Origin of the sequence: Oricola indica (assembly GCF_965227485.1) — a bacterium.
In the GTDB taxonomy this organism is placed as follows: Bacteria; Pseudomonadota; Alphaproteobacteria; order Rhizobiales; family Rhizobiaceae; genus Oricola; species Oricola indica.
The window spans coordinates 1,740,586-1,761,094 of the sequence record NZ_OZ245747.1 but is presented as its reverse complement, the minus strand read 5'-3'; the positions used below and the strand labels follow the sequence as shown (position 1 = coordinate 1,761,094).

Annotated in this window: 20 protein-coding genes and 1 other RNA gene; 3 read left to right on the top strand and 18 right to left on the bottom strand. The window is 61.7% G+C overall.

Annotated features, from left to right (window positions below; translation table 11 throughout):
• Positions 1-229 precede the first annotated feature (229 nt).
• The 13 genes from murB to ACQK2M_RS08940 form a co-directional block, all read right to left on the bottom strand.
• The gene (gene murB / locus ACQK2M_RS09000) at positions 230-1,201 is read right to left on the bottom strand and encodes a UDP-N-acetylmuramate dehydrogenase (RefSeq protein WP_425417509.1); all 972 of its coding nucleotides are present in this window, start codon (positions 1,199-1,201) and stop codon (positions 230-232) included.
• Entirely contained in the window at positions 1,198-2,610 is a 1,413-nt protein-coding gene (gene murC / locus ACQK2M_RS08995) for a UDP-N-acetylmuramate--L-alanine ligase (protein ID WP_425417508.1), read from the bottom strand. Before murC ends, murB begins: the two co-directional genes overlap by 4 nt.
• Before the next feature lie 24 nt (positions 2,611-2,634).
• Positions 2,635-3,753, bottom strand: coding sequence for an undecaprenyldiphospho-muramoylpentapeptide beta-N-acetylglucosaminyltransferase (gene murG, locus ACQK2M_RS08990; protein ID WP_425417507.1), 1,119 nt, complete (start codon positions 3,751-3,753; stop codon positions 2,635-2,637).
• 8 nt (positions 3,754-3,761) lie between these two features.
• Positions 3,762-4,916 (bottom strand): putative lipid II flippase FtsW, encoded by a 1,155-nt coding sequence (gene ftsW, locus ACQK2M_RS08985; RefSeq protein ID WP_425417506.1) that lies wholly within the window; start codon positions 4,914-4,916, stop codon positions 3,762-3,764.
• Entirely contained in the window at positions 4,916-6,268 is a 1,353-nt protein-coding gene (gene murD, locus ACQK2M_RS08980; RefSeq protein WP_425417505.1) for a UDP-N-acetylmuramoyl-L-alanine--D-glutamate ligase, read from the bottom strand. Before murD ends, ftsW begins: the two co-directional genes overlap by 1 nt.
• Positions 6,265-7,347, bottom strand: a complete 1,083-nt coding sequence (mraY, locus tag ACQK2M_RS08975) for a phospho-N-acetylmuramoyl-pentapeptide-transferase (RefSeq protein ID WP_223475704.1) — start codon at positions 7,345-7,347, stop codon at positions 6,265-6,267. Before mraY ends, murD begins: the two co-directional genes overlap by 4 nt.
• A 38-nt stretch (positions 7,348-7,385) precedes the next feature.
• On the bottom strand, positions 7,386-8,831 hold the full coding sequence (locus tag ACQK2M_RS08970) for a UDP-N-acetylmuramoylalanyl-D-glutamyl-2,6-diaminopimelate--D-alanyl-D-alanine ligase (RefSeq protein WP_425417504.1): 1,446 nt from the start codon (positions 8,829-8,831) through the stop codon (positions 7,386-7,388).
• The gene (locus tag ACQK2M_RS08965; RefSeq protein ID WP_425417503.1) at positions 8,828-10,285 is read right to left on the bottom strand and encodes a UDP-N-acetylmuramoyl-L-alanyl-D-glutamate--2,6-diaminopimelate ligase; all 1,458 of its coding nucleotides are present in this window, start codon (positions 10,283-10,285) and stop codon (positions 8,828-8,830) included. Before ACQK2M_RS08965 ends, ACQK2M_RS08970 begins: the two co-directional genes overlap by 4 nt.
• A 47-nt stretch (positions 10,286-10,332) precedes the next feature.
• On the bottom strand, positions 10,333-12,009 hold the full coding sequence (locus tag ACQK2M_RS08960; protein ID WP_425417502.1) for a peptidoglycan D,D-transpeptidase FtsI family protein: 1,677 nt from the start codon (positions 12,007-12,009) through the stop codon (positions 10,333-10,335).
• A 1-nt stretch (position 12,010) separates the two neighbouring features.
• Positions 12,011-12,382 carry a cell division protein FtsL gene (gene ftsL, locus ACQK2M_RS08955; protein ID WP_223475708.1) on the bottom strand — a complete coding sequence of 124 codons (372 nt, stop codon included), beginning with the start codon at positions 12,380-12,382 and terminating at the stop codon, positions 12,011-12,013.
• On the bottom strand, positions 12,379-13,356 hold the full coding sequence (gene rsmH / locus ACQK2M_RS08950; RefSeq protein ID WP_425420009.1) for a 16S rRNA (cytosine(1402)-N(4))-methyltransferase RsmH: 978 nt from the start codon (positions 13,354-13,356) through the stop codon (positions 12,379-12,381). Before rsmH ends, ftsL begins: the two co-directional genes overlap by 4 nt.
• A gap of 26 nt (positions 13,357-13,382) precedes the next feature.
• The gene (gene mraZ / locus ACQK2M_RS08945) at positions 13,383-13,823 is read right to left on the bottom strand and encodes a division/cell wall cluster transcriptional repressor MraZ (RefSeq protein ID WP_223475710.1); all 441 of its coding nucleotides are present in this window, start codon (positions 13,821-13,823) and stop codon (positions 13,383-13,385) included.
• Between the two features lie 935 nt (positions 13,824-14,758).
• Positions 14,759-15,793, bottom strand: a complete 1,035-nt coding sequence (locus tag ACQK2M_RS08940) for a hypothetical protein (RefSeq protein ID WP_425417501.1) — start codon at positions 15,791-15,793, stop codon at positions 14,759-14,761.
• Positions 15,794-15,844: 51 nt separating this feature from the next.
• On the opposite strand from ACQK2M_RS08940, the gene ACQK2M_RS08935 reads away from it, so the two are divergent.
• Entirely contained in the window at positions 15,845-16,777 is a 933-nt protein-coding gene (locus ACQK2M_RS08935) for an IS1595 family transposase (RefSeq protein ID WP_425417500.1), read from the top strand.
• Between the two features lie 72 nt (positions 16,778-16,849).
• Here ACQK2M_RS08935 and ACQK2M_RS08930 read toward each other — a convergent pair whose 3' ends face one another.
• Complete coding sequence (locus ACQK2M_RS08930) at positions 16,850-17,014, bottom strand: hypothetical protein (RefSeq protein WP_425417499.1); 165 nt, start codon at positions 17,012-17,014, stop codon at positions 16,850-16,852.
• A gap of 51 nt (positions 17,015-17,065) precedes the next feature.
• On the opposite strand from ACQK2M_RS08930, the gene ACQK2M_RS08925 reads away from it, so the two are divergent.
• On the top strand, positions 17,066-17,329 hold the full coding sequence (locus ACQK2M_RS08925; protein WP_425417498.1) for a hypothetical protein: 264 nt from the start codon (positions 17,066-17,068) through the stop codon (positions 17,327-17,329).
• Positions 17,330-17,340: 11 nt separating this feature from the next.
• Entirely contained in the window at positions 17,341-17,913 is a 573-nt protein-coding gene (locus tag ACQK2M_RS08920; RefSeq protein ID WP_425417497.1) for a hypothetical protein, read from the top strand.
• 146 nt (positions 17,914-18,059) lie between these two features.
• Here the strand turns inward: ACQK2M_RS08920 and ACQK2M_RS08915 are convergent, their stop codons facing one another.
• From ACQK2M_RS08915 to msrP, 4 genes are all read right to left on the bottom strand, one after another.
• Positions 18,060-18,260, bottom strand: coding sequence for a hypothetical protein (locus ACQK2M_RS08915; protein ID WP_425417496.1), 201 nt, complete (start codon positions 18,258-18,260; stop codon positions 18,060-18,062).
• A 119-nt stretch (positions 18,261-18,379) separates the two neighbouring features.
• An RNA gene (rnpB, locus tag ACQK2M_RS08910) (RNase P RNA component class A) lies at positions 18,380-18,790 on the bottom strand.
• Positions 18,791-18,837: 47 nt separating this feature from the next.
• On the bottom strand, positions 18,838-19,443 hold the full coding sequence (gene msrQ / locus ACQK2M_RS08905; RefSeq protein WP_425417495.1) for a protein-methionine-sulfoxide reductase heme-binding subunit MsrQ: 606 nt from the start codon (positions 19,441-19,443) through the stop codon (positions 18,838-18,840).
• A gap of 4 nt (positions 19,444-19,447) precedes the next feature.
• Positions 19,448-20,395, bottom strand: coding sequence for a protein-methionine-sulfoxide reductase catalytic subunit MsrP (msrP, locus tag ACQK2M_RS08900; RefSeq protein WP_425417494.1), 948 nt, complete (start codon positions 20,393-20,395; stop codon positions 19,448-19,450).
• Positions 20,396-20,509: the final 114 nt, after the last annotated feature.

Sequence of the window (20,509 nt, the reverse complement as noted above, 5' to 3'; positions counted from 1 at the left end):
GAACGGCGGTTCTTACCGTAACGCCAACGCGGTCGGGAAGCCTTCGGGCTTTTGGACAGCGGGCCCGAAAGGTTCCTTGCGGACCTCAGGGACAAACATCGGTCGAGACGTCGGTGAATGACGTTGTGATGCCTTCGGGCCAGCGTTTTTGACCGGATACCCGAGCTGATGCAGGGAGGCGGCGACCGAGGTCACCGCCTTCTTGCATATGGGGCAACCGAAATGCGCCCTAGAGCATCAGGCCCATGAATTCCTGGACTTCCTGTCCCTGCCTGAACAGGCCGATCCGTTTGATCTCCCATTCCAGACGGATGCCCGAGGTCTCCAGGACTTCCGCGCGCACCGTCTCGCCCAGAGTTTCGAGATCGTGACTGGTCGCCGTGCCGGTATTGATCATGAAGTTGCAATGCATCGGACTCATCTGGGCGCCGCCGATCATCAGTCCGCGGCAACCCGCCTTGTCGACTTCCTTCCAGGCCGAGGTGCCTTCCGGATTCTTGAAGGTCGATCCGCCCGTCTTCTCCTTGACCGGCTGCACCGTCTCGCGGTGGTGCTGAACAGCGTCCATCTCAGCCTTTATGACGGCCTCGTCTTCCGTATAGCCTTCGAAAAGCGCACCGGTGAAGATCAGATCCTTCGGCGCACCGGAATGGCGGTAGGAATAGCCCATCGCCTCGTTCGACAGCGTATGCCTGTTGCCCTGGCGGTCGACCGCATAAACCTCGACGACACGCTCTCGCGTCTCGCCGCCATTTGCACCGGCATTCATGCGCAACGCACCGCCGATGGAGCCCGGAATTCCATGGTAGAACGAGAAACCCGAAAGCGACTGCGACAGCGCGAATGCGGCGAGCCTTTTGTCCGGGAGCGCCGCGCCGGCCAGTATGCGATTGCCTTCCTGCAGAGCGACCTGCCCGAAGCCTTTCGCCGAAAGCCGGATCACGACACCCGGGATACCGCCGTCGCGCACGAGCAGGTTCGAGCCCACACCGACGACGGTGAACGGCACGTCGGCGGGCAGCACCCTGAGGAATTCCGCGAGGTCGTCCGCATCCGCAGGCTGGAACAACAGCTCGGCGGGTCCGCCGGTGCGGAACCATGTGATCTGGTCCATCGGCGCATTCGGCGTCAGCCGGCCGCGAATGCCGTCGAGACGGTCCGAAAGGCGCTCGAGCAGGAGATTTCCGTCGATCGCCGTCATGAGACCGGTTCGCCTCCAAGCTCCTTCGGAAGCGCGTAGGCCCACTGCGTGATATTGCCGGCGCCAAGGAAGATCACGAAATCACCGGCCTTTGCGACATCGCGAATGATCGGCGCGATGGCCTCCGGTCCGTCGATGGCGCGCGCGTCGCGGTGCCCGCCCGCCTTCATGCGCGACACCAGTTCGGCCGAGCCGATCCCGTCGATCGGCTGTTCGCCCGCCGCATAGACCGGTGCGACGAGCACCGTGTCAGCCTCGTTGAAACAGGACGCGAAATCGTCGAACAGGTCGCGCAGGCGCGTATAGCGGTGCGGCTGCATGACCGCGACCACCCGGCCCTCGCCGGCAGCGTCGCGCGCCGCATGCAGCACGGCCTTGATCTCGACGGGATGGTGGCCGTAATCGTCGAAGATGCGCACGCCGTCCCACGTTCCCGTCGGCGTGAAGCGCCGCTTCACCCCGCCAAACGACAGCAGCCCGCGCTTGATCGCCTCGGCGTCCATGCCGAGTTCGTGCGCAACGGCGATCGCCGCCGTCGCGTTGGAAACATTGTGCCGGCCGGGCATCGGCAGGTGCAGGTCGCGGATTTCGGTCACTGCGCCGGTCTTGCGGTCGCGGATCGTCACGTCGAACACGGAAACCGCGCCATCCATGCGATGACCCGAAAAGCGCACATCCGCCTGCGGATTCTCGCCATAGGTCACGATACGCCGGTCGACGATGCGCGAGGTCAGGGCCTGCACCTCGGGATGATCGATGCACATCACGCCATAGCCGTAGAAAGGCACGTTCTCGACGAACTGCCTAAACGCGTCGCGCACCTTGTCGAACGAACCGTAATGGTCGAGATGCTCCGGATCGATATTGGTGACCACCGCGACGTCGGCGGGGAGCTTCAGGAAGGTGCCGTCGCTCTCGTCGGCTTCGACCACCATCCACTCGCCCTCGCCCATGCGGGCATTGGTGCCGTAGGCGTTGATGATGCCGCCATTGATCACGGTCGGATCGAGCCCGCCGGCCTCCAGCAGCGTCGCCACCATGGAGGTGGTCGTCGTCTTGCCATGCGTGCCGCCGATCGCGACCGCGTTGCGGAACCGCATGATCTCGGCCAGCATCTCGGCGCGCCTCACGATGGGCAGCACCCGCTCGCGCGCCGCGATCAGTTCGGCATTGTCCGGCTTGATCGCCGTCGAGACCACGACCACTTCCGCCGCGCCGAGATTGTCGGCGGAATGCCCGATGAAGACCTCGATGCCCTTCGCTTTGAGCCGCTGCACATTGGCGTTGTCGGACTGGTCGGAACCCTGCACCTCGTAACCGAGATTGTGCAGCACTTCCGCGATACCGCTCATGCCGATGCCGCCAATTCCGACGAAATGCACAAGGCCGATATTCTGCGGCATCTTCATGGGAAACTGTCCTGCTTTGCTGTCCTAGCCGGCCTTGAATTCGGCCGCGGTCCGGCCCGAGGCAATAGCCTCTACAAGGTCCGCAAGCAAGGCGGTGGCCTCCGGCTTGCCGGCCTTGCGGGCGGCTTCCGCCATGGCGTCGAGCCGGTCCGGATCGTCGAGAAGCTCCTCCAGCAGCGCCGCGACGGCGGCGGCGTCCAGATCCTGCTCGCGGCGCACAAGCGCTCCGCCGGCAGCCTCCAGCGCCGCCGCGTTGGCGGCCTGATCGTGGTCGAGCGCATGCGGATAGGGAACGAAGACCGCCGGCCGGCCGATGGCCGCGATCTCGGATACGGTGGATGCGCCGGACCGCGACATGACGAGATGCGCGCCGGCGATCCGCTCCGGAAGATCGGAGAAGAAGGGAGAAACCTCCGCCTTGACGCCGAGTTCCGCGTAGCGCGCCCTTGCGCGTTCCTCGTCTTCCGGCCGTGCCTGCTGGGCAACCTCGAGACGCGACCGCATGTCCTCGCCCATCAGGGCGACCGCTTCCGGCAGCGTATCGGAAAAGAACCGCGCGCCCTGGCTGCCGCCGAAGACAACGAGCCGAAGCTTCCCGCCGCGCTGCGGCGTCTCGAACGGCGTCTGAGACGCGGCGATAACCGCCGGACGCACCGGATTGCCCGTCTCGACGATCCTGTCCGCCAAAGGCCCTTCCGCTTTCAGGAAGCCGCCGGCAATCGCCGTCACCCGGCGCGACAGCATCTTGTTGGCCCGGCCCATCACCGCGTTCTGTTCGTGGATCACGGTGGGAAACGCCCCTGTCGCCGACCATAGCGGCGGCACGGTCGGATAGCCTCCGAACCCGACCACGGCCTTCGGCTTGAGAAATTTCAGCAACGCGCTCGACTGGCGCATGCCCTTGAACAGCGTCCACGCCGCGCCGATCAGCCGAACCGGGTTCTTGCCCGACGGCGTCGCCGAGTGGATGACGTGCAGCTTGTCCTCGGGAAAGCGGTCGGCATAGCGCGTCGCGCGCGAATCCGTCGCCAGCGGCACGGACCAGCCGCGCGCCTTCAACTCATGCGCCAGCGCTTCTGCCGGAAACAGATGGCCGCCGGTCCCGCCGGCCGAGATCAGGATCGTGCCTCGTGATTTCGCCATTGCCCGACCTACGCCGCCGGCTGGAAATGCGATGAGGCGTGGAACTGCACGCGCCCGGCCCGGCTTTCCGGACGGCGGCGTGTCAGCGCCAGCAGCATGCCCGCCGTCAGCGCGACCGCGAGCATCGACGAACCGCCATAGGAAACGAAGGGCAGCGTCATGCCCTTGGCGGGCATCAGTTGCAGGTTCACCGCGATATTGATCGTCGACTGGAAGCCGATCAGTACGGCCAGCCCGCTCACGGCAAAACGCTGGAACGGGTCCTGGTCGCGCATCGCCCGCGACAGCGCGCGCAGCACGATGAAGGCGAAAACCCCGACAAGCACGGCGCACAAGAGAATGCCGAATTCCTCGGCCAGCACGGAGAAGACGAAGTCGGTGTGGCTGTCCGGCAGGATACGCTTGACGGTGCCCTCGCCCGGCCCCTGGCCGAACCATCCACCGCGGATGATCGCCTCGCGGCCGGTATCGACCTGGTAGGTGTCGCCCTCGCCGGTCAGGAACCGGTTGATGCGCGCGGCCACGTGCGGGAAGACGAAATAGGCGCCCACCATGCCCGATGCGGCAACGCCGCCGAGCACAACGATCCACAGCCACGACAGGCCGGCGATAAAGAACATCGCGCCCCATGTTCCCGCCAGCAGGACCGTCTGGCCGAGATCGGGCTGCGCGATCAGGAGAACCGACATCGCCGCGAACAGGATCATGGCGATCAGGCTTCCCGGAATTTCCGGCCGGCGCTTGGATTCCGCGAACAGCCACGCGCACAGAATGACGAAGGCCGGTTTCATGAACTCCGATGGCTGCAGCGACAACCCGGCGATACGCACCCAGCGCCGCGATCCCTTGACCTCGACGCCGAAGAACAGCGCCATCACCATCAGCGCCACCGAGACAATGAGCACGACGAGCGCCAGCCGCCGGATCTGGCGCGGATCGAGGAAGGAGACCCCGATCATCAGCGCGATCGCGGGCGCAAGGAACAGCGCGTGCCGCTCCACGAAGTGATAGGCGTCGAGCCCGATGCGTTCGGCAACGGCCGGGCTGGCCGCAAAGGACAGGACGACACCGAAGCCGATCAGCACGATGAAAGCGGCGAGGAACCAGCGGTCGATCGTCCACCACCATTCCGCCACGGCGCTGCGGTCGCTGCGATTATACATTATGCATCGTCCCCCGTTTGCCCTGTCGGTAAAGTACCCATCCCCTTCAATGCCATGACGGCATTAACAAAGGCTTCACCACGTTTTTCGAAGTTCCTGAACTGGTCGAAGCTGGCCGCCGCGGGCGCGAGCAGCACCACGGGCTCGCCCTCCGGCGCATCCGCCGCGTCGGCGGCAGCATGGGCCACCGCGATATCCATCGTGCCCGATATCTCGTAGGGCACGGCCTCGCCCAGCGTCGCCGCGAATTGCGGCGCGGCGTCGCCGATCAGATAGGCCTTGGCGATCCGCCCGAACAATGGCCGAAGCGGTTCGATCCCGCCTTCCTTGGGCAGGCCGCCGGCGATCCAGTGGATCCCGTTGAAGCTCGAAAGCGACTTTGCGGCCGCATCCGCATTGGTCGCCTTGGAATCGTTGACGAAGCTGACATTGCCGCGCCGCGCCACGATCTGCATCCGGTGCGCGAGCCCCGGAAAACTGTCGAGCCCGGCCTTGATCTCGTTTTCATCGAGCCCCAGCGCCCGGCATGCCGCGGCGGCGGCCAGCGCGTTCTGCAAATTGTGGTCGCCGCGCAGCGACGGCGCGTCCGACAGATCGAGCGATGCGCCGTCGGTCACCGATATCGTCTCGATACGCGCCTGGTCGTCCTCAAGCCCGATCGCGATCCGCCGGCACCAGTCGTCATCGATGCCGCAAACCGCGTAGTCGCTCGCCTGCAACAGCCGCGCCTTGATCGCGGCATAGCGCTCCATCGTGCCATGGCGGTCGAGATGATCCGGCGAGAGATTGAGCAGGATGCCGATGCTCGGATCGAGCGAAGGCGCGAGATCGATCTGGTACGACGAACACTCCACGACGTGGTGGCGATGCGCCGCCGGCGGCTCCAGCTCGAGGATCGGCGTGCCGATATTGCCGCCGAGTTGGACGTCGCGGCCCGCCTCGCGAAGGATATGCGCAATCAGCGCCGTCGTCGTCGACTTGCCGTTGGTGCCCGTGATCGCGACGAAAGGCGATTTCGGCGCCAGCGCGCGGCGTTCGCGACAGAACAGCTCGACATCGCCGATCACCTCCGTATTCGACCCATGCGCCAGATCGACCGACCAGTGCGGCTTGGGATGGGTCAGCGGCACGCCCGGCGCGAGAACGAGGCTGTCGACCGACGCCCAGTCCAGCGCATGCAGATCGCCGACCGGTATCCCGTCCGCCTCGGCCTTTTCCACCGTGCCCGGATTGTCGTCCCAGCAGGTCACCTCGGCTCCTCCGGTAATCAGTGCGCGCGCGGTCGAGAGCCCCGAGCCGCCGAGGCCGAACAGCGCGATACGCGTGCCTTTGGCTGTGGTGACCGGGATCATCTGAGCTTCAGCGTAGACAGACCGATCAGCGCGAGAATCACCGCGATGATCCAGAAACGGATGACGATCTGGCTCTCCGTCCAGCCTTTCTTTTCATAGTGATGGTGGATCGGCGCCATCAGGAAGACCCGCCGGCCCGTCGCCTTGAAATAGGCGACCTGAACGATCACCGACATCGCCTCCACCACGAACAGCCCGCCGATGATCGCCATGACGATCTCGTGCTTAGTCGCCACGGCCACGGTGCCGATCAGGCCACCCAGCGCCAGAGAACCGGTGTCGCCCATGAAGATCGCCGCCGGCGGCGCGTTGAACCACAGGAAGCCCAGCCCGGCTCCGATGACCGCGCCGAGAATGACGGACAACTCGCCGGTGCCCGGCACGAAATGGATCTGGAGATATTCGGCGAAGATGGCGTTGCCCGACAGATAGGCGATCACGCCGAAGGAGGACGCCGCGATCATGATCGGCACGATGGCCAGTCCGTCGAGCCCGTCCGTCAGGTTGACCGCATTGCCCGCGCCCACGACCACGAAGGCGCCGAACGGAATGAAGAACCAGCCGAGATTGATGATCCAGTCCTTGAAGAAGGGAAAGGTCAGGCTCGACGAGAACGGCGAATCGCCGGTCTTCATGATCAGGAAGGTCGCCGCGCCCGCGATCACGAACTCGAGCGCGAGACGCGCCTTACCGGAAAAGCCCTTGTCGCTCTGTTTGGTGACCTTGAGATAGTCGTCGTAAAGGCCGATCAGGCCGAATCCCAGCGTGACCAGCAACACGACCCAGACATAGAGGCTGGTCAGGTTGCCCCACAGAAGCGTCGATCCGACGATGCCGCACAGCATCATCAGCCCGCCCATGGTCGGCGTTCCGGCCTTCTTGAAATGGGTCTGCGGCCCGTCGGCGCGGATCGGCTGACCCTTGCCCTGGCGGATACGCAAGGACGCGATGATCCGAGGCCCGAACAAAAAGACGATGAAGGCCGAGGTGATCAGCGAACCGCCGGTCCTGAATGTCAGGTACCGGAACAGGTTGAATATCTGAAAGTGATCGGAGAATTCCGTCAGCCAGTAAAACATGTCGCCAATCCCTCTCCCGGCCTGCCGGACGATATCCCCTAACCCGCCGCTTGCGGGTACTTCTCCAGAAATGCCTTCACGATACGCGAAAACCCGATCCCGTTCGACGACTTGACCATGATCACGTCGCCGGGCTGCGGCGACGCGACGAGCGCGCCGGTCAGGTCGTCCGCGGACGCCTCGTATTCGCAATGCATGTCGTTCGGCAATGCGTCCGCCAGCACCCTGATCTCCGGCCCGGCCAGATAGAGCCGATCGATGGCAGCCGCCGAGACCGCGTCCGCTAGGCCCGCATGCAGGTCGCGCGAATGATCGCCCAGTTCGAGCATGTCGCCGAGAACCGCGATACGCCGCCCGCCATCCTCGATCGGCGCCGAGGCCAGCACGTCCAGCGCCGCCTGCATCGAGGCCGGGTTGGCGTTGTAGCTCTCGTCGATCAGCGTGAAATATCCGGCACCGACTTGCAGCCGGTGCCGCTGCCCGCGGCCCTTTTCCGACTGCAGCGTCCCGAGCGCCTCGCAGACCGTTTCCATGTCCGCACCGGCCAGCTTCGCCGCGCCGAGCACGGCCAGAACGTTCTGGACCATGTGCCGGCCTGGAACGGGAAGCTGGAACGATACCTCGTCTTTGAAAACCTTGGCCGTCACCTCCGTGCCGCCATCCGCATATTTGGCGTTGATAAGCCGGACATTGGCGCGGTCATGCGCTCCGAATCCATGCACATTGGGCACGCCGGCCTGCTTCGCGAGCTTCTGCAGCAGCCCGAAATGCGCGTCGTCGCGATTGAGCAGCGCATGGCCGTCCGAGGTCACGCCGGCAAAAATCTCGGCCTTGGCATGCGCGATCTCCTTGAGATCCTTGAAATGACCGAGATGCGCCGCCGCGATCAGTGTGATGATAGCGATATGCGGACGCACCATTTTCACCAAAGGCGTGATCTCGCCAGGATGGTTCATGCCGATCTCGAACACGCCGAAATCCGTCGCCGCCGGCATGCGCGCCAAAGTCAGTGGCACGCCCCAGTGATTGTTGAACGAGGCGGCCGACGCATGCACCGTGCCCGAAGGCGCAAGCACGTGGCGCAGCGCTTCCTTTGTCGTCGTCTTTCCCGCCGAGCCGGTCACCGCGATGATCCGCGCCTTGGTGCGCGCCCGCGCGGCCATGCCGAGCCGCCCCAGCGCCTCCAGCACGTCGCCGACCACCATCATCGGCACGGTCAGCCGGCCGAGCGCCGGAAGCTTGTTCTCCGAGATCACCAGCACCGATGCACCCGCGGCCGCAGCAGCAGTTGCGAAATTGTGCCCGTCGAAATTGTCGCCCTTGATGGCGAAGAACGCATCGCCGGGTTTCAGCGTCCGGCTGTCGATGGAAATCCCCGTGACGGCCGCCGGCATGTCGTGCACCGGGCGCGCGCCCATGGCATCGACCATGTCCTGGCCCGTCCACAAGGGTTCGTCCGCGATGAGGTCCGCCGCTTCGCTCACGCCGCAGCTCCATCAATGGCCGCGCGTGCTTCCTCATGATCGGAGAAGTGGGTCTTCACGCCATTCACGTCCTGGCCGGTCTCGTGGCCCTTGCCGGCGATGATCAGCGTGTCGCCACGTTTCAGCGACGCCACCGCCGCGCGGATCGCCTCGCGCCGGTCGCCAATCTCGATGGCGCCGGGCGCCGCCGCCATGATCTGCGCCCGGATCGCGGCCGGAACCTCGGAACGCGGATTGTCGTCGGTGACATAGACGCGGTCCGCCAGCCGGCTGGCGATTTCGCCCATGATGGGACGCTTGCCCGCATCGCGGTCACCGCCCGCGCCGAACACGACCACCACCTCGCCCGAGGTGAACGGGCGGACCGACAGCAGCACCTGTTCGAGCGCCTCCGGCTTGTGCGCATAGTCCACGTAGATCAGCGCGCCGTTTTCGGTGTTGGCGACGAGTTCGAGCCGGCCCGGCGCGCCTTCGAGCTTCTCCAGCGCCTCGAAGGCGATGGCCGGCGCAACGCCGGTCGCAATCGCGAGACCAGCCGAAACCAGCGCGTTGGAAACCTGGAAATCGCCCGCCAGCGGCAGCTCGACCCGATAGGTCTCCCCGGCATGCGTGACCTCGATCACCTGCCGGTAGCGCTCGTGTTCGACCCGCTTGAGGGAAATGAACGCGCCCTTGCGCCCGACGGTGAGAACCTCGAGCCCGGCTCCGGCCGCCGCATCGCATGCCGCCTGCGAGAACGCGTCGTCCGCGAAGATCACGGCGGGGCTGCCCTTGGCCAGGAGCGTATCGAACAGCCGCATCTTGGCGGCGAGGTAATCCTCGACCGTGGGATGGTAGTCCATGTGATCGCGGCCGAGATTGGTGAACGCGCCGGCGGCGAGCGTGACGCCGTCCAGCCTGCGCTGCACCAGCCCATGGCTCGATGCTTCCATCGCCACATGGGTCGTTCCGGCTTCCGCGAGATCGTGCAGGATCGAGTGCAGTACCACCGGGTCCGGCGTTGTCAGCGACGCATCGATGGTCACTTTCGGGGAGGCGACGCCTGTCGTGCCAAGGCTCGCAGCACTGTGCCCGGCATGGGCGTAGATCTGACGGGTGAAGGAGGCGACGGAGGTCTTTCCGGCGGTGCCGGTCACCGCGACCACGGTTTCCGGCTGCGGTGCATGGAGTTTCGCTGCGATCAGGGCCAGTGCGCGGCGCGGATCGTCGGTGCGGATGACGGGAATGCCAAGTGTGCCCACATCGGCATCCGGACCGCACAGCACCGCCACGGCCCCTGCGTCCGCCGCCGATTTCGCATAGGCCGCGCCGTCGGCCTTGACGCCGGTGACGGCGACGAACAGGTCACCCGGCGCAACCTTGCGCGAATCCGCGGTCACACCCGTAATCTCGACATCGATCGGCGACGCTGCCGGGTTCGCGAATGTTACCCCGTCCAGTTCCTGCAATCGCATGGGTCGCCCTGATCTTCCCCGATTCGTTTCCCTTGCCTGTTTAAACGTCAATACGACACGAGCAAGGCGTCTTTGCCATCGCCGAACTCCGGCGTGATGCCGAGAAGCGGTGCAGAACGGCGAATGATTGCGCCGGCAGTCGGCGCAGCATTGGACGCCGCTGTTGCCCCTTGCCCGGAACCTGGCACCGGTTTCGGCTCGTCCACCACCACCAGCACGACATATTTTGGATCGTTGATGGGGAAGGAAGCGAGATAGGCGTTGAACCGCTTGTTGCCGACATAGCGGCCGTTGATGACCTTCTCCGCCGTACCGGTCTTGCCGCCAACTCCATAGCCTTCCACCAGCGCCTGCCGGCCCGAGCCGTGCGCACCGTTGAGATCGTAGAGCTCGCGCATGTAACGGCTCGTCTGCTCCGAGATCACGCGCTTGGCGATCGCGGCCGCCTGCTCCTCGCTGCGCGGCAGGAAAGTCGGCGGGATAAGCCAGCCCCCATTCATCAGCGCGGCCGCGGCCACGGCCGTATTGAGCGGCGTCGTGGCGACTCCGTGGCCGAAGGAGATCGTCATCGAGTTGATCTTCTTCCATTCATTCGGCTGGGTCGGCGTCGCGACTTCCGGCAGCTCGGTTTCGAGGCGGCTCAACAATCCGAGCCGTGTCAGGAATTCCCTGTGCCCCTCGATGCCAACCATGTCGGCCTCGCGCGCCGAGCCGACATTCGAAGAATATTTGAAGATTTCGGGCACGGTCAGCGAACTGCCCTTGTTGTGGAATTCCTTGATCGTATAGCCGCTGACCCGGAACGGTCGGGTGTCGACCCGCGAGTCGATATTCACCACCCCGGTGTCCAGCGCCATCGCGGTCGTGAAGCTCTTGAAGGTCGATCCCATCTCGAACACGCCGCCCGACATGCGGTTCAGCCGGTCCTTGTCGAGCGCGTTGTAGGGATTGTTCGGGTCGTAATCCGGCAGCGACGCCATCGCCACCACCTCGCCGGTACGTGCATTGAGCACGACAGCGCCGGCCGCGATCGCCTGATAGCGCTCGAGCGCCTGGTTCAGCTCGTCGCGCACCGCATATTGCACGCGCGCATCCAGCGAGAGCTTGACCGGCGGCAGATCCGTCGTGATGTCGAGGCCGAGATCCTGCATGGTGCCGAGACCCTGGTCGTCGACATATTTCTCGAGCCCCGCGATCCCCGCATTGTCGATATTGACGAGACCGAGAATATGCGAGGCCAGCGGCCCGCCCGGATAGAAACGGCGTTTCTCGGTGCGGAAGCCGAGGCCGGGAATACCGAGCGCCAGCACGTCGGCCTGCTGGCGCGGCGTCAGTTCGCGGCGCAGCCATACGAAACCCGCGCCCGACGACAATTTGCGATGCCACTCGCGGTAGTCCACGTCGGGCAGCACCGACGACAGCGCTTCGACGGCCTCGTCCGCATCGACGATGCGGCGCGGCTCGCCGAACAGCGAGGCGACATGGATATCCGTCGCCAGAACGTCGCCATTGACGTCGACAATGTCCGGACGCGAAGCGAGACTGCGGTCCGTCACGGCGTAGTGACGCCCGCTCTCCACATCCGCCAGACCGTACTGCACCAGCCGCGCGCCGATTGCGCCATAGACGGCGAGGAAACACGCGATCGCGATCCCGGTGCGCGAGCGCACCTGCGCGGCGCTGTCCCTGGGACGCGGCTTCAGGCCGGCAAGCGATAACGCCATGTCAGTTGCCCCCCACGCTGCCGGTCGTCATCGTGTCGGGCATCTCGCCCGCGATGATGTCGGCGATCCCGTCGCCTGCCGGTATTTCCGGCGCCGCCGGAAGTTCCTGGGGATGCACGATCTGCCGCGGCTGGGTTTGCAGGAGCTGCAGTTCCTCGGCATAGAGGTCGGAAAGCTTTTTCAGCCGCGAGGGCTGGCTCAGATAGGCCCAGTCCGCCTCCAGCAGGTCGATCGTCTCCTGTTCCAGCGTGATCCGCCGCTCCAGTTCCTCGATCTGCGCGACATTGCGTTCGGCGCTGTGCTTGACCGCATAGGTCCATGTCGCCGCGCCCAGCATCACCACCACGAGAACGATGTTGACGATCCGCATCATGATGTCCGTCTCCGTGTCTCGCTTTCGCCCGAAGGCCAGGGAAGGTTGGGCAGGCCGAACAGCGCCATGTCTGCCATCGGAGCCGGCGCGTCCGTGCGAATGCCGGCGCGCAGTTTCGCCGAGCGGGCCCGCGGGTTGCGCTCCGCCTCGGTCTCCGACGCCTTGACCATCGCCCGGCCCGCGACGCGGAACGTTTCCGGTTTCGCCGAGACTTCGGGCATGTGGCGCGATCCGCCGGAACCGCCCGTCCGCTCCTGAAAGAAGCGCTTGACGATGCGGTCTTCGAGCGAATGGAAGGTGACGACCGCGAGCCGCCCGCCGGGCTTCAGAATGCCTTCCGCCGCAAACAGCGCACGCCCGAGTTCGCCGAGTTCGTCATTGACGAAGATGCGCAATCCCTGGAACGTTCGCGTCGCCGGATGGATCTTGTCCTTCGGCCCGCGACCGACCGCCTTTTCGACAATTCTTGCGAGACGCGCCGTCGTCTCGATCGGGCCGGCCTCCCGCTCCCGCTCGATGGCGCGCGCCACGCGGCTGGCATGGCGTTCCTCGCCGAGAATGCCGACGATCCGGATCAGGTCGGAAACCGCGAATGTGTTGACCACGTCGGCCGCGCTCACACCCGACTGCGCCATGCGCATGTCGAGCGGCCCGTCCTTCTGGAAGGAAAAGCCGCGCTCCGCCTGGTCGATCTGCATGGAGGAAACCCCGATATCGAGCACGACGCCATCGACGCTCGCCGCGTCAAAATGTTCGCCCATCTGCGAGAATGGCGCGTGGATCAGCTCCAGCCGCCCGTCGTACTCGCCAAGCATCGCGGCCGCGTCCCGGATGACGTCCGGGTCCCGGTCGAAACCGGTCACGCGCGCGCCACGGTCAAGCAATGCACGCGAATAGCCGCCCGCGCCGAACGTGCCGTCGATCACGTGCTCGCCGTCGGCCGGCGCCAGCGCGGCGACGACTTCGTCGAGCATGACAGGGATATGAGGCGCCTCGGCGGTCAAGCCTGCGCCTCGCGCTGCGCGCGCAGCCGTGCCCGAACTTCCTCGCGATAGGCGCGAAAGGTTTCCGGCTTCCACATCTGGAAGAAATGTCCGCGTCCCACGAAGGCGACCTCGTCCGTGATCCCGGTATGCTCGCGAATGAAGTCCGTCACGCTGATCCGGCCCTCCCCGTCGGGTTTCAGGAACGCGCCATCCCCGTGAAAGAAGATCGACATGTCGTCGGATGAGCGCAGAAACGGATCGTCCTGCGCCAGCCGCTCCTCGTAGCGTTCCAACAGGTCTGTTCCGCCAGTGTCGATCGCCGGCATGTCGATGGCCTGCAGTGCGTAAAGCTCCCCCAAGCCACGCCGCTGCAGAACCGTGCGAAACAGGGCGGGCACGGAGACGCGCCCCTTGGAGTCCACCCTGTTCACTGCATTTGACAGAAACCGGTCCACGCGAAACACCCGCCGCTTCCGTCCCGCTGAAGGCCCGTCCCAAAGCCATCGACAAAGACTTTCCGTTCACCGAGCCGCGCAAGGCGGTTTGACCTCGCGCCGACCGTCCAGAAGTGCCGTGTAAAGGGCAAAGGGCGCTGCCGGAGACGACAGCCCCCGTTTCGCCCGCCCCTTGCGAGCGGCGTGCAATTCCTGGTGAGGAAGGCGTTCCTGCCCGGCTCGAAATTTGTGCTTATGGGATAACATGGGTCAACTTGGGAATCAATGGGATCAAGGGACACATTCCGCATTCGCAGCCAATTGCGCGCGCAATGCGGGCATTGGTCATTATGCTGGGATTAACCTTAAGGAACGGTTGAGACGCCAAACTCCGATCTCGTCGATCACAGCTAGGATAGAATTGCTTCGAAGCCGATTACAGAGCGGAAGGCTTTGGGCACGTCAGCATAACGTGTCGCGATACATCGCCAGCCCTCTAACCTTCAAAACAGGTACTAGACTTTATGCCGTTTATGCTGGGTAATTTATCGTACTGGGAGGAAACTTGAACAAGGCGAGCACCTTTATGTCCACCTACCAAGCGCTCTAACAAAAAACAGAATAAGGAACGACCGTTTCACCGCAGACAGCGAACAGATTGGAATTCCGCCCACGTTTAAGCCCTTTATATAGAGCTCCACATTTTCAAGTGAAGGACAACGAAATAGGGACGAGCGGAAAACCGCTATTAAAGCGAAGCTGCGGAATGAACAGCGGCTCTAGAACATCCGGCGTCAATCACTCTTTGGTCCGAGAATTCCCCAACACGGGAAAATGCCGCCACTCCGATATCACCTCAATTCAGATCCGATGAAAATGGAAGAATCAGCATAAAAGAACAACAAATTTACACAAGCGCAGCAAGTATATATCATACTTAAAGACACCCTACCAAGCTATAGCCTAAAGGGCCCGATCGTACCATCTAAGTAGCTCGATACGATTGCCAAGGCCATACTCCCTTCGAAACTGAAAAGCTCGGTTGGCGCATCTCCCGGCGACGCCAAATATGGAAAAAGAGGATTAGATTCGGGAATATCCGTAGGATCGATAAACTCCCAAGCCTCTTCTGCATTTCTCGCCCTATTTTCTATTTCGTCAAACGTAAGTTCAGTTTTAATTACGAAAAACAATTGAGGCTTACCCTGCCGAACCAGCTCTCTGGAAAAAGCAACAGGGAAAAGATCATATTCATTTTGATCTATATTTAATTCTGTTCTTATTTCTGCAGTCATACCTTTTGAAAATTCGGAAAAATCAAGATTCCCATGGGATAACGATTCATCAAGCTCAAATACACCTGATACAGAACAATGAAACCTACCCCCTTGGGCGTTCATCACCGCCTGCTCGCTACCTCTAATTCGAATCAGCATGTCCTTATTGCGATCTACTACAACAGCAGCCACACCTAAGGTGTTAGCAAGTATCGAATCTCGCAAATTACACAATTCACCATTCTGCGGAGGCTCAACTTGTCTAAGCGTATTAAGCTCATCGCCACCCAAAAGACCAGAAGCCCAATCAGAGGTTAAGTTTGTTCCCACTTGATCAAAATACATCGCACGCGAGATTGTTATTATCTTATTCTGAAAATCAGCATCACAGATTCTCGCTGATTGGTTGTTTTCCCAATCACCATTATTTCCTTTACGAATTTTGCCTAGCGCTTTAAATAATTTCACAGCGCCATCCCTATGCGCCTGCAGTCGTTTAGGTATACTATAAGAAGAGGATAGCAATTTAACCCTCATATTAGATACATCAACGCCATCAATAAAGCCCAAATCTCCCTGGCGAAGCGGAACCGTCTCCGCATATGGTGCTAAAATAGATTTATATTCTACGCTATTTTTATATCTGCTATAATAATTGAAAAGAATCTCGATATTTTCATGAACAAAGGGACTAAGTTTATGGCAATTATGCACTTGAGTTAGCAGATATGATTTGCTATATTCCGGTTATTGGAGATCACGACAATGACCAGCCTTTCCGAAAAACGCTTTCACGACGAAGATGCAGCCCGCGAGCATATCGAAGCCTCGCGTTGGCCGAATAGCGCTGTTTGCCCGCTTTGCAACAGCGACAACGTTCATCGCATGGGCGGCAAGACGCAGGCCGGTATGTTTCTCTGCAACGAATGCCGGGGCAAGTTCACCTGCCGCACCGGAACCGTCATGGAACGCTCGCATGTGCCGCTGCATAAGTGGCTGCTGGCGATCCATTTGATGGCGTCCAGCAAGAAAGGCATTTCGGCGCATCAACTCATGCGCAACCTTGGCCTTGGCTCCTATCGCACGGCTTGGTTTCTCGCCCACCGTATCCGTGAAGCCATGCGCGACGACAGCCATACGGCATCGGGCGGCATGGGTGGCGACGGCCATGTGATCGAAGCTGACGAGAGCTATATCGGCGGCAAGGCAAAGAACCGTGCGTTCCGTGAGCCTGCCAAGAAGAAGGCTGTTCTCACGCTCATCGAACGCGACGGGCGCGCGAAGTCCTTTCACGTTGCGAACGTCTCTGCGAAAGAGGTCCGCCCGCTGATCGTCACCAATGCAGACCGCGCCAGCGTCATGATGACGGATGAAAGCCCGATCTATCCCAAGGTCGGCAGGGAGTTCAAAAGTCACCATGCCGTGAACCATTCGGCTAACGAGTATGTGCGCCTCGGCTCCTACATCCACACAAACACCGCCGAGAACTTTTTCAGCATTCTCAAGCGCGGCATCACTGGCGTCTATCACACCGTCAGCGAGGCGCATTTGCACCGCTACTTGAACGAGTTCGATTTCAGGTATTCCAACCGTGTCGCACTCGGCGTTGACGACGCCAAGCGGGCTGCACTGGTCCTCAAGGGCATTGAAGGCAAGCGGCTTACCTACCAACAGCCTGCTAGCGGGGCCGCCCACTAAGCGGCCTTGGGAACCGCCCGAGAAACCGGCGCCAAAACCGGACAAGAGGCGGCGCAAGCGTTGGGCGAAGGATTAGTCGCTTCGCTCTTTCGCCTTTGATGGACGGTCAGGCTTTTTGGGCTTCGCCGTCCCTTTCTTTTGGGCTCTTGGCTTTGGCGGAGTGGAAAGCAGGCGCTGCAGCGTGTCGCGCTCTTTCTGTTCCACTTCCTTTTCTGTCATTGTGTCGTCATCGCTCATGGGCGGAGTCTATCATCGACTCGGATAAAGCGAAACGATCAGGAGAAACTTATGACCGACCAAACATCCGATCTACATCGTGCAAAGAGGGGAGCGGCAATCCTAGCCGCTTGCATCGTTGAAACTCTTCATGAATCCGATCCGTCCTTTCGAGAGCGCTTTTTAAAGCGACTAGAGTGGGCCTTTCGCGATCTGAAGGACGATCATCGGAAAGATCATATTGAAGAGATGGAGCTGCTGGCTTGGACACGGGAATTCCTGACCGGCGAGGCCTTGGGCGGTGCGCCGAGTAAGAGGTTTTTCGAAGATTTTTAGGGCTGGCGGCGATGTCACGCGATCCAACATTCATCAGCGCGCTTAAGCAGCTCTCCCGCGAGAGGCAGAGCATTGGCGACGTTTTCACAAAGTTCGATTACATCAAGAAAACCGAAGACAGGCCGGCAGCAATCATCGCCGCGACCGACCTGGAGGACGGTCTTCGTGATTTGTTAGCGGCGCAAATGGTCGCTCTGAACAAGACCGAAACGGACGAAATGTTTACGGGCGAACGGTTGCTCGGCTCGTTTAGCGCCAAAACGCAGATGGCCTATGCGCTTGGCCTGATCGGCAAGAACACAAGGCGCGACCTCGATATTATCCGATTAATACGCAACGCCTTTGCGCATTCCCGAAAAGTGATCTTTTTCGATACGCCTGAAATCTCTGACGCCTGCGCGCAAATAACACTGCCGGAACGGTTCCCTGATCCCTCCCGATGGGAAGGTGTAGACCAACCAATGAACACCCCGCGACGCCGGTTTCTGGGAACAATCTCCCTCTACACAATCGCGATTATAGAGGCTCAATTTCCGCACTTCGCCGATCAAGAGAACCCGCTTTCCGGCATTCCCCTCGACTAAGTGCCGCCATCGCTCGATACGTTTCGGACGCAATCGATTCAAGCGTGTCAAAGTCGCGGTCGTACCCCGCCATGACTTCCGCCCCCGCCTCTATCATAGCAGGAGTAATTTCGATTTCTGGTGCCGGCCTGTCGCCGGATTTTCTATCATTTGGCATTTGCTAACTCAAGTGCATAATTGCCAAGTTTATCTTCGTAATCTATACCAGAACGAGACGGACTGATACCCCCAGACGGAAGCACAGGAACCTTAATTCCTGTTCCAGGAATAGACCAATTTTCATTCGCTTTTTTAAATCGATTCAAATATCGCTTAAAACGAGCCTTAATAAAGAACTTTTTCTTCATCCTTATTCACCTCAAAACTCATCACTTTTTAAAACTATTAAAATATTCCACAACTCATTAAAATAAACCTTTAGTAGCCCCCGAGAGAAGCAATTCTCGTGCTAAACACGAAAATAGATTGAACCAGCCGGCCTGTAAGCCGGGTTCTGTACGGCGTGAGCCGTGACGGCCATTCCTCTGGGACGGACATTGCTGTCCGCCTCAAGCAACCTACCCGGACGGCGCTCCGGAAACAGAGCCGGGCCGAAGCCCTGTGCCATCCCTATTCGGTCTTGCTCCCGGTGGGGTTTGCCATGCCATGCCTGTCACCAGCCATGCGGTGGGCTCTTACCCCACCCTTTCACCCTTGCCCCGCCTGTTTTTGCGCCCGCTTACGGCGAAAAAGGCAGACGGGGCGGTTTGCTTTCTGTGGCACTTTCCCTAGGGTCGCCCCCGCCGGACGTTATCCGGCACCGTGTCTCCATGGAGCCCGGACTTTCCTCGCCCGCCGCCTTTCGGCATTGGTCGGGCGCGGCCGTCCGGCCGGCTGGTCCGCCCCGTCTATTGGCGAAAGCGGCGCTTGGCAAGGCGCGACCGTCTACGCAGCCTGTCTTGCCCGGCGCGCGGGCCTGATCCGCCGCACGGCGAGCAACGCGACGACGATGGCCAGATAGATGATCGGCTCCGGCGGCCATGCCTTGACCAGCAGAAGGTAATGCACCGCGCCCGCGAGCACGGCCGGATAGACAAGCCGGTGCAGCTTGCGCCAGCCGAGCGATCCGAGCTTGCGGATCGAGAAGCGGTTCGACGTCACCGCGAGCGGCACCAGCATCAGGAAGGCGGCCATGCCGATGGTGATATAGGGCCGCTTGATGATGTCCTTGCCGATCTCGCCCCAGAAGAACTGCTTGTCGAGCGCCAGATAGACCGACAGATGCAGCACCACATAGATGAAGGCGACAAGACCGAAGGCGCGGCGATACTTGACCAGATTGATCCGTCCGAAGCGCAGCAGCGGCGTCACCGCGAGGCCGAGGATCAGGAAACGCAGCGCCCACTCGCCAAGGCCGTTTTCGAGCACGCGCAGCGGGTCAGCGCCGAGCGAATTGGAAAACGCCCGCACGAAAAGATCGACGGCCGGCAGGAGGCCGAGCGGATAGACGGCCCATTCGGGCGCCGCGGTCCAGAGTTTCGATTGCGCCATCGGGTCAGAAATATTTCTTCAGGTCCATGCCGTCATAAAGCGACGCAACCTGTTCGCCATAGCCGTTGAACATCTGCGTCTCGATGCGCGAGGAAAAAAGGCCGCCGCCGATGCGGCGTTCGCTTGCCTGGCTCCAGCGCGGATGGTCCACGGTCGGGTTCACATTGGAGTAGAAGCCGTATTCGCGCGGATTCTGGAGGTTCCAGGTCGCCGGCGGTTCCTCCTCGGTGAACCTGATCGAGACGATCGACTTGATGCTCTTGAAGCCGTATTTCCACGGCACGACCAGCCGCACCGGCGCGCCGTTCTGGTTCGGCAGCACCTCGCCATGCAGCCCCACCGCCAAGATCGTCAAAGGATGCATCGCCTCGTCGAGACGCAGACCCTCGACATAGGGCCATGGCAGGATCGGGAAGGTGGAGCTTTGGCCGCGCATTTCTTCCGGCCGCACCAGGGTCTCGAACGCGACATATTTCGCGCTCCCCTGCACATCGAATTTCTCCAGCACGCTGGAAAGCGGAATGCCGACCCATGGCACCACCATCGACCACGCCTCGACGCAGCGCAGCCGGTAGATGCGGTCTTCCAGCGTATATTGCGTCAGCAGGTCCTCGATATCGATCGCGCCGGGATTGTTCACCATCCCGCCGACCTCGATCGCCCACGGTCGCGTCGTCAACTTGTCCGCATATTTCGCCGGGTCGCCCTTGCCGGTGCCGAATTCGTAGAAATTGCAGTAGCCCGAGATGTCGTCCAGCGAATTGGGCGTCTCGTCGGTCGAAAACGGACCGGCGACGGTCTTCAGCATCTCTCCCGCCTGGGCCCGGGCAGGAGCGCCGGCGGCGGCAACGGCCAAGCCGGCCGCGCCGGCCATGAAGGCGCGGCGGTTGAGAATGGCATGTTTTGGCGTGATCTCGGACGCCGGCGGAACGGGGAAACGATATGCGGGCAACTGTGCCTCCTCACGGCATGATTGGCATATTCACGCTATATCACGCGGCTTCTGGGGCCGGTTTCACATGTTCCGGCGCGGGAATCACACCTTCTTGAGCAGCGCGTCAACTGC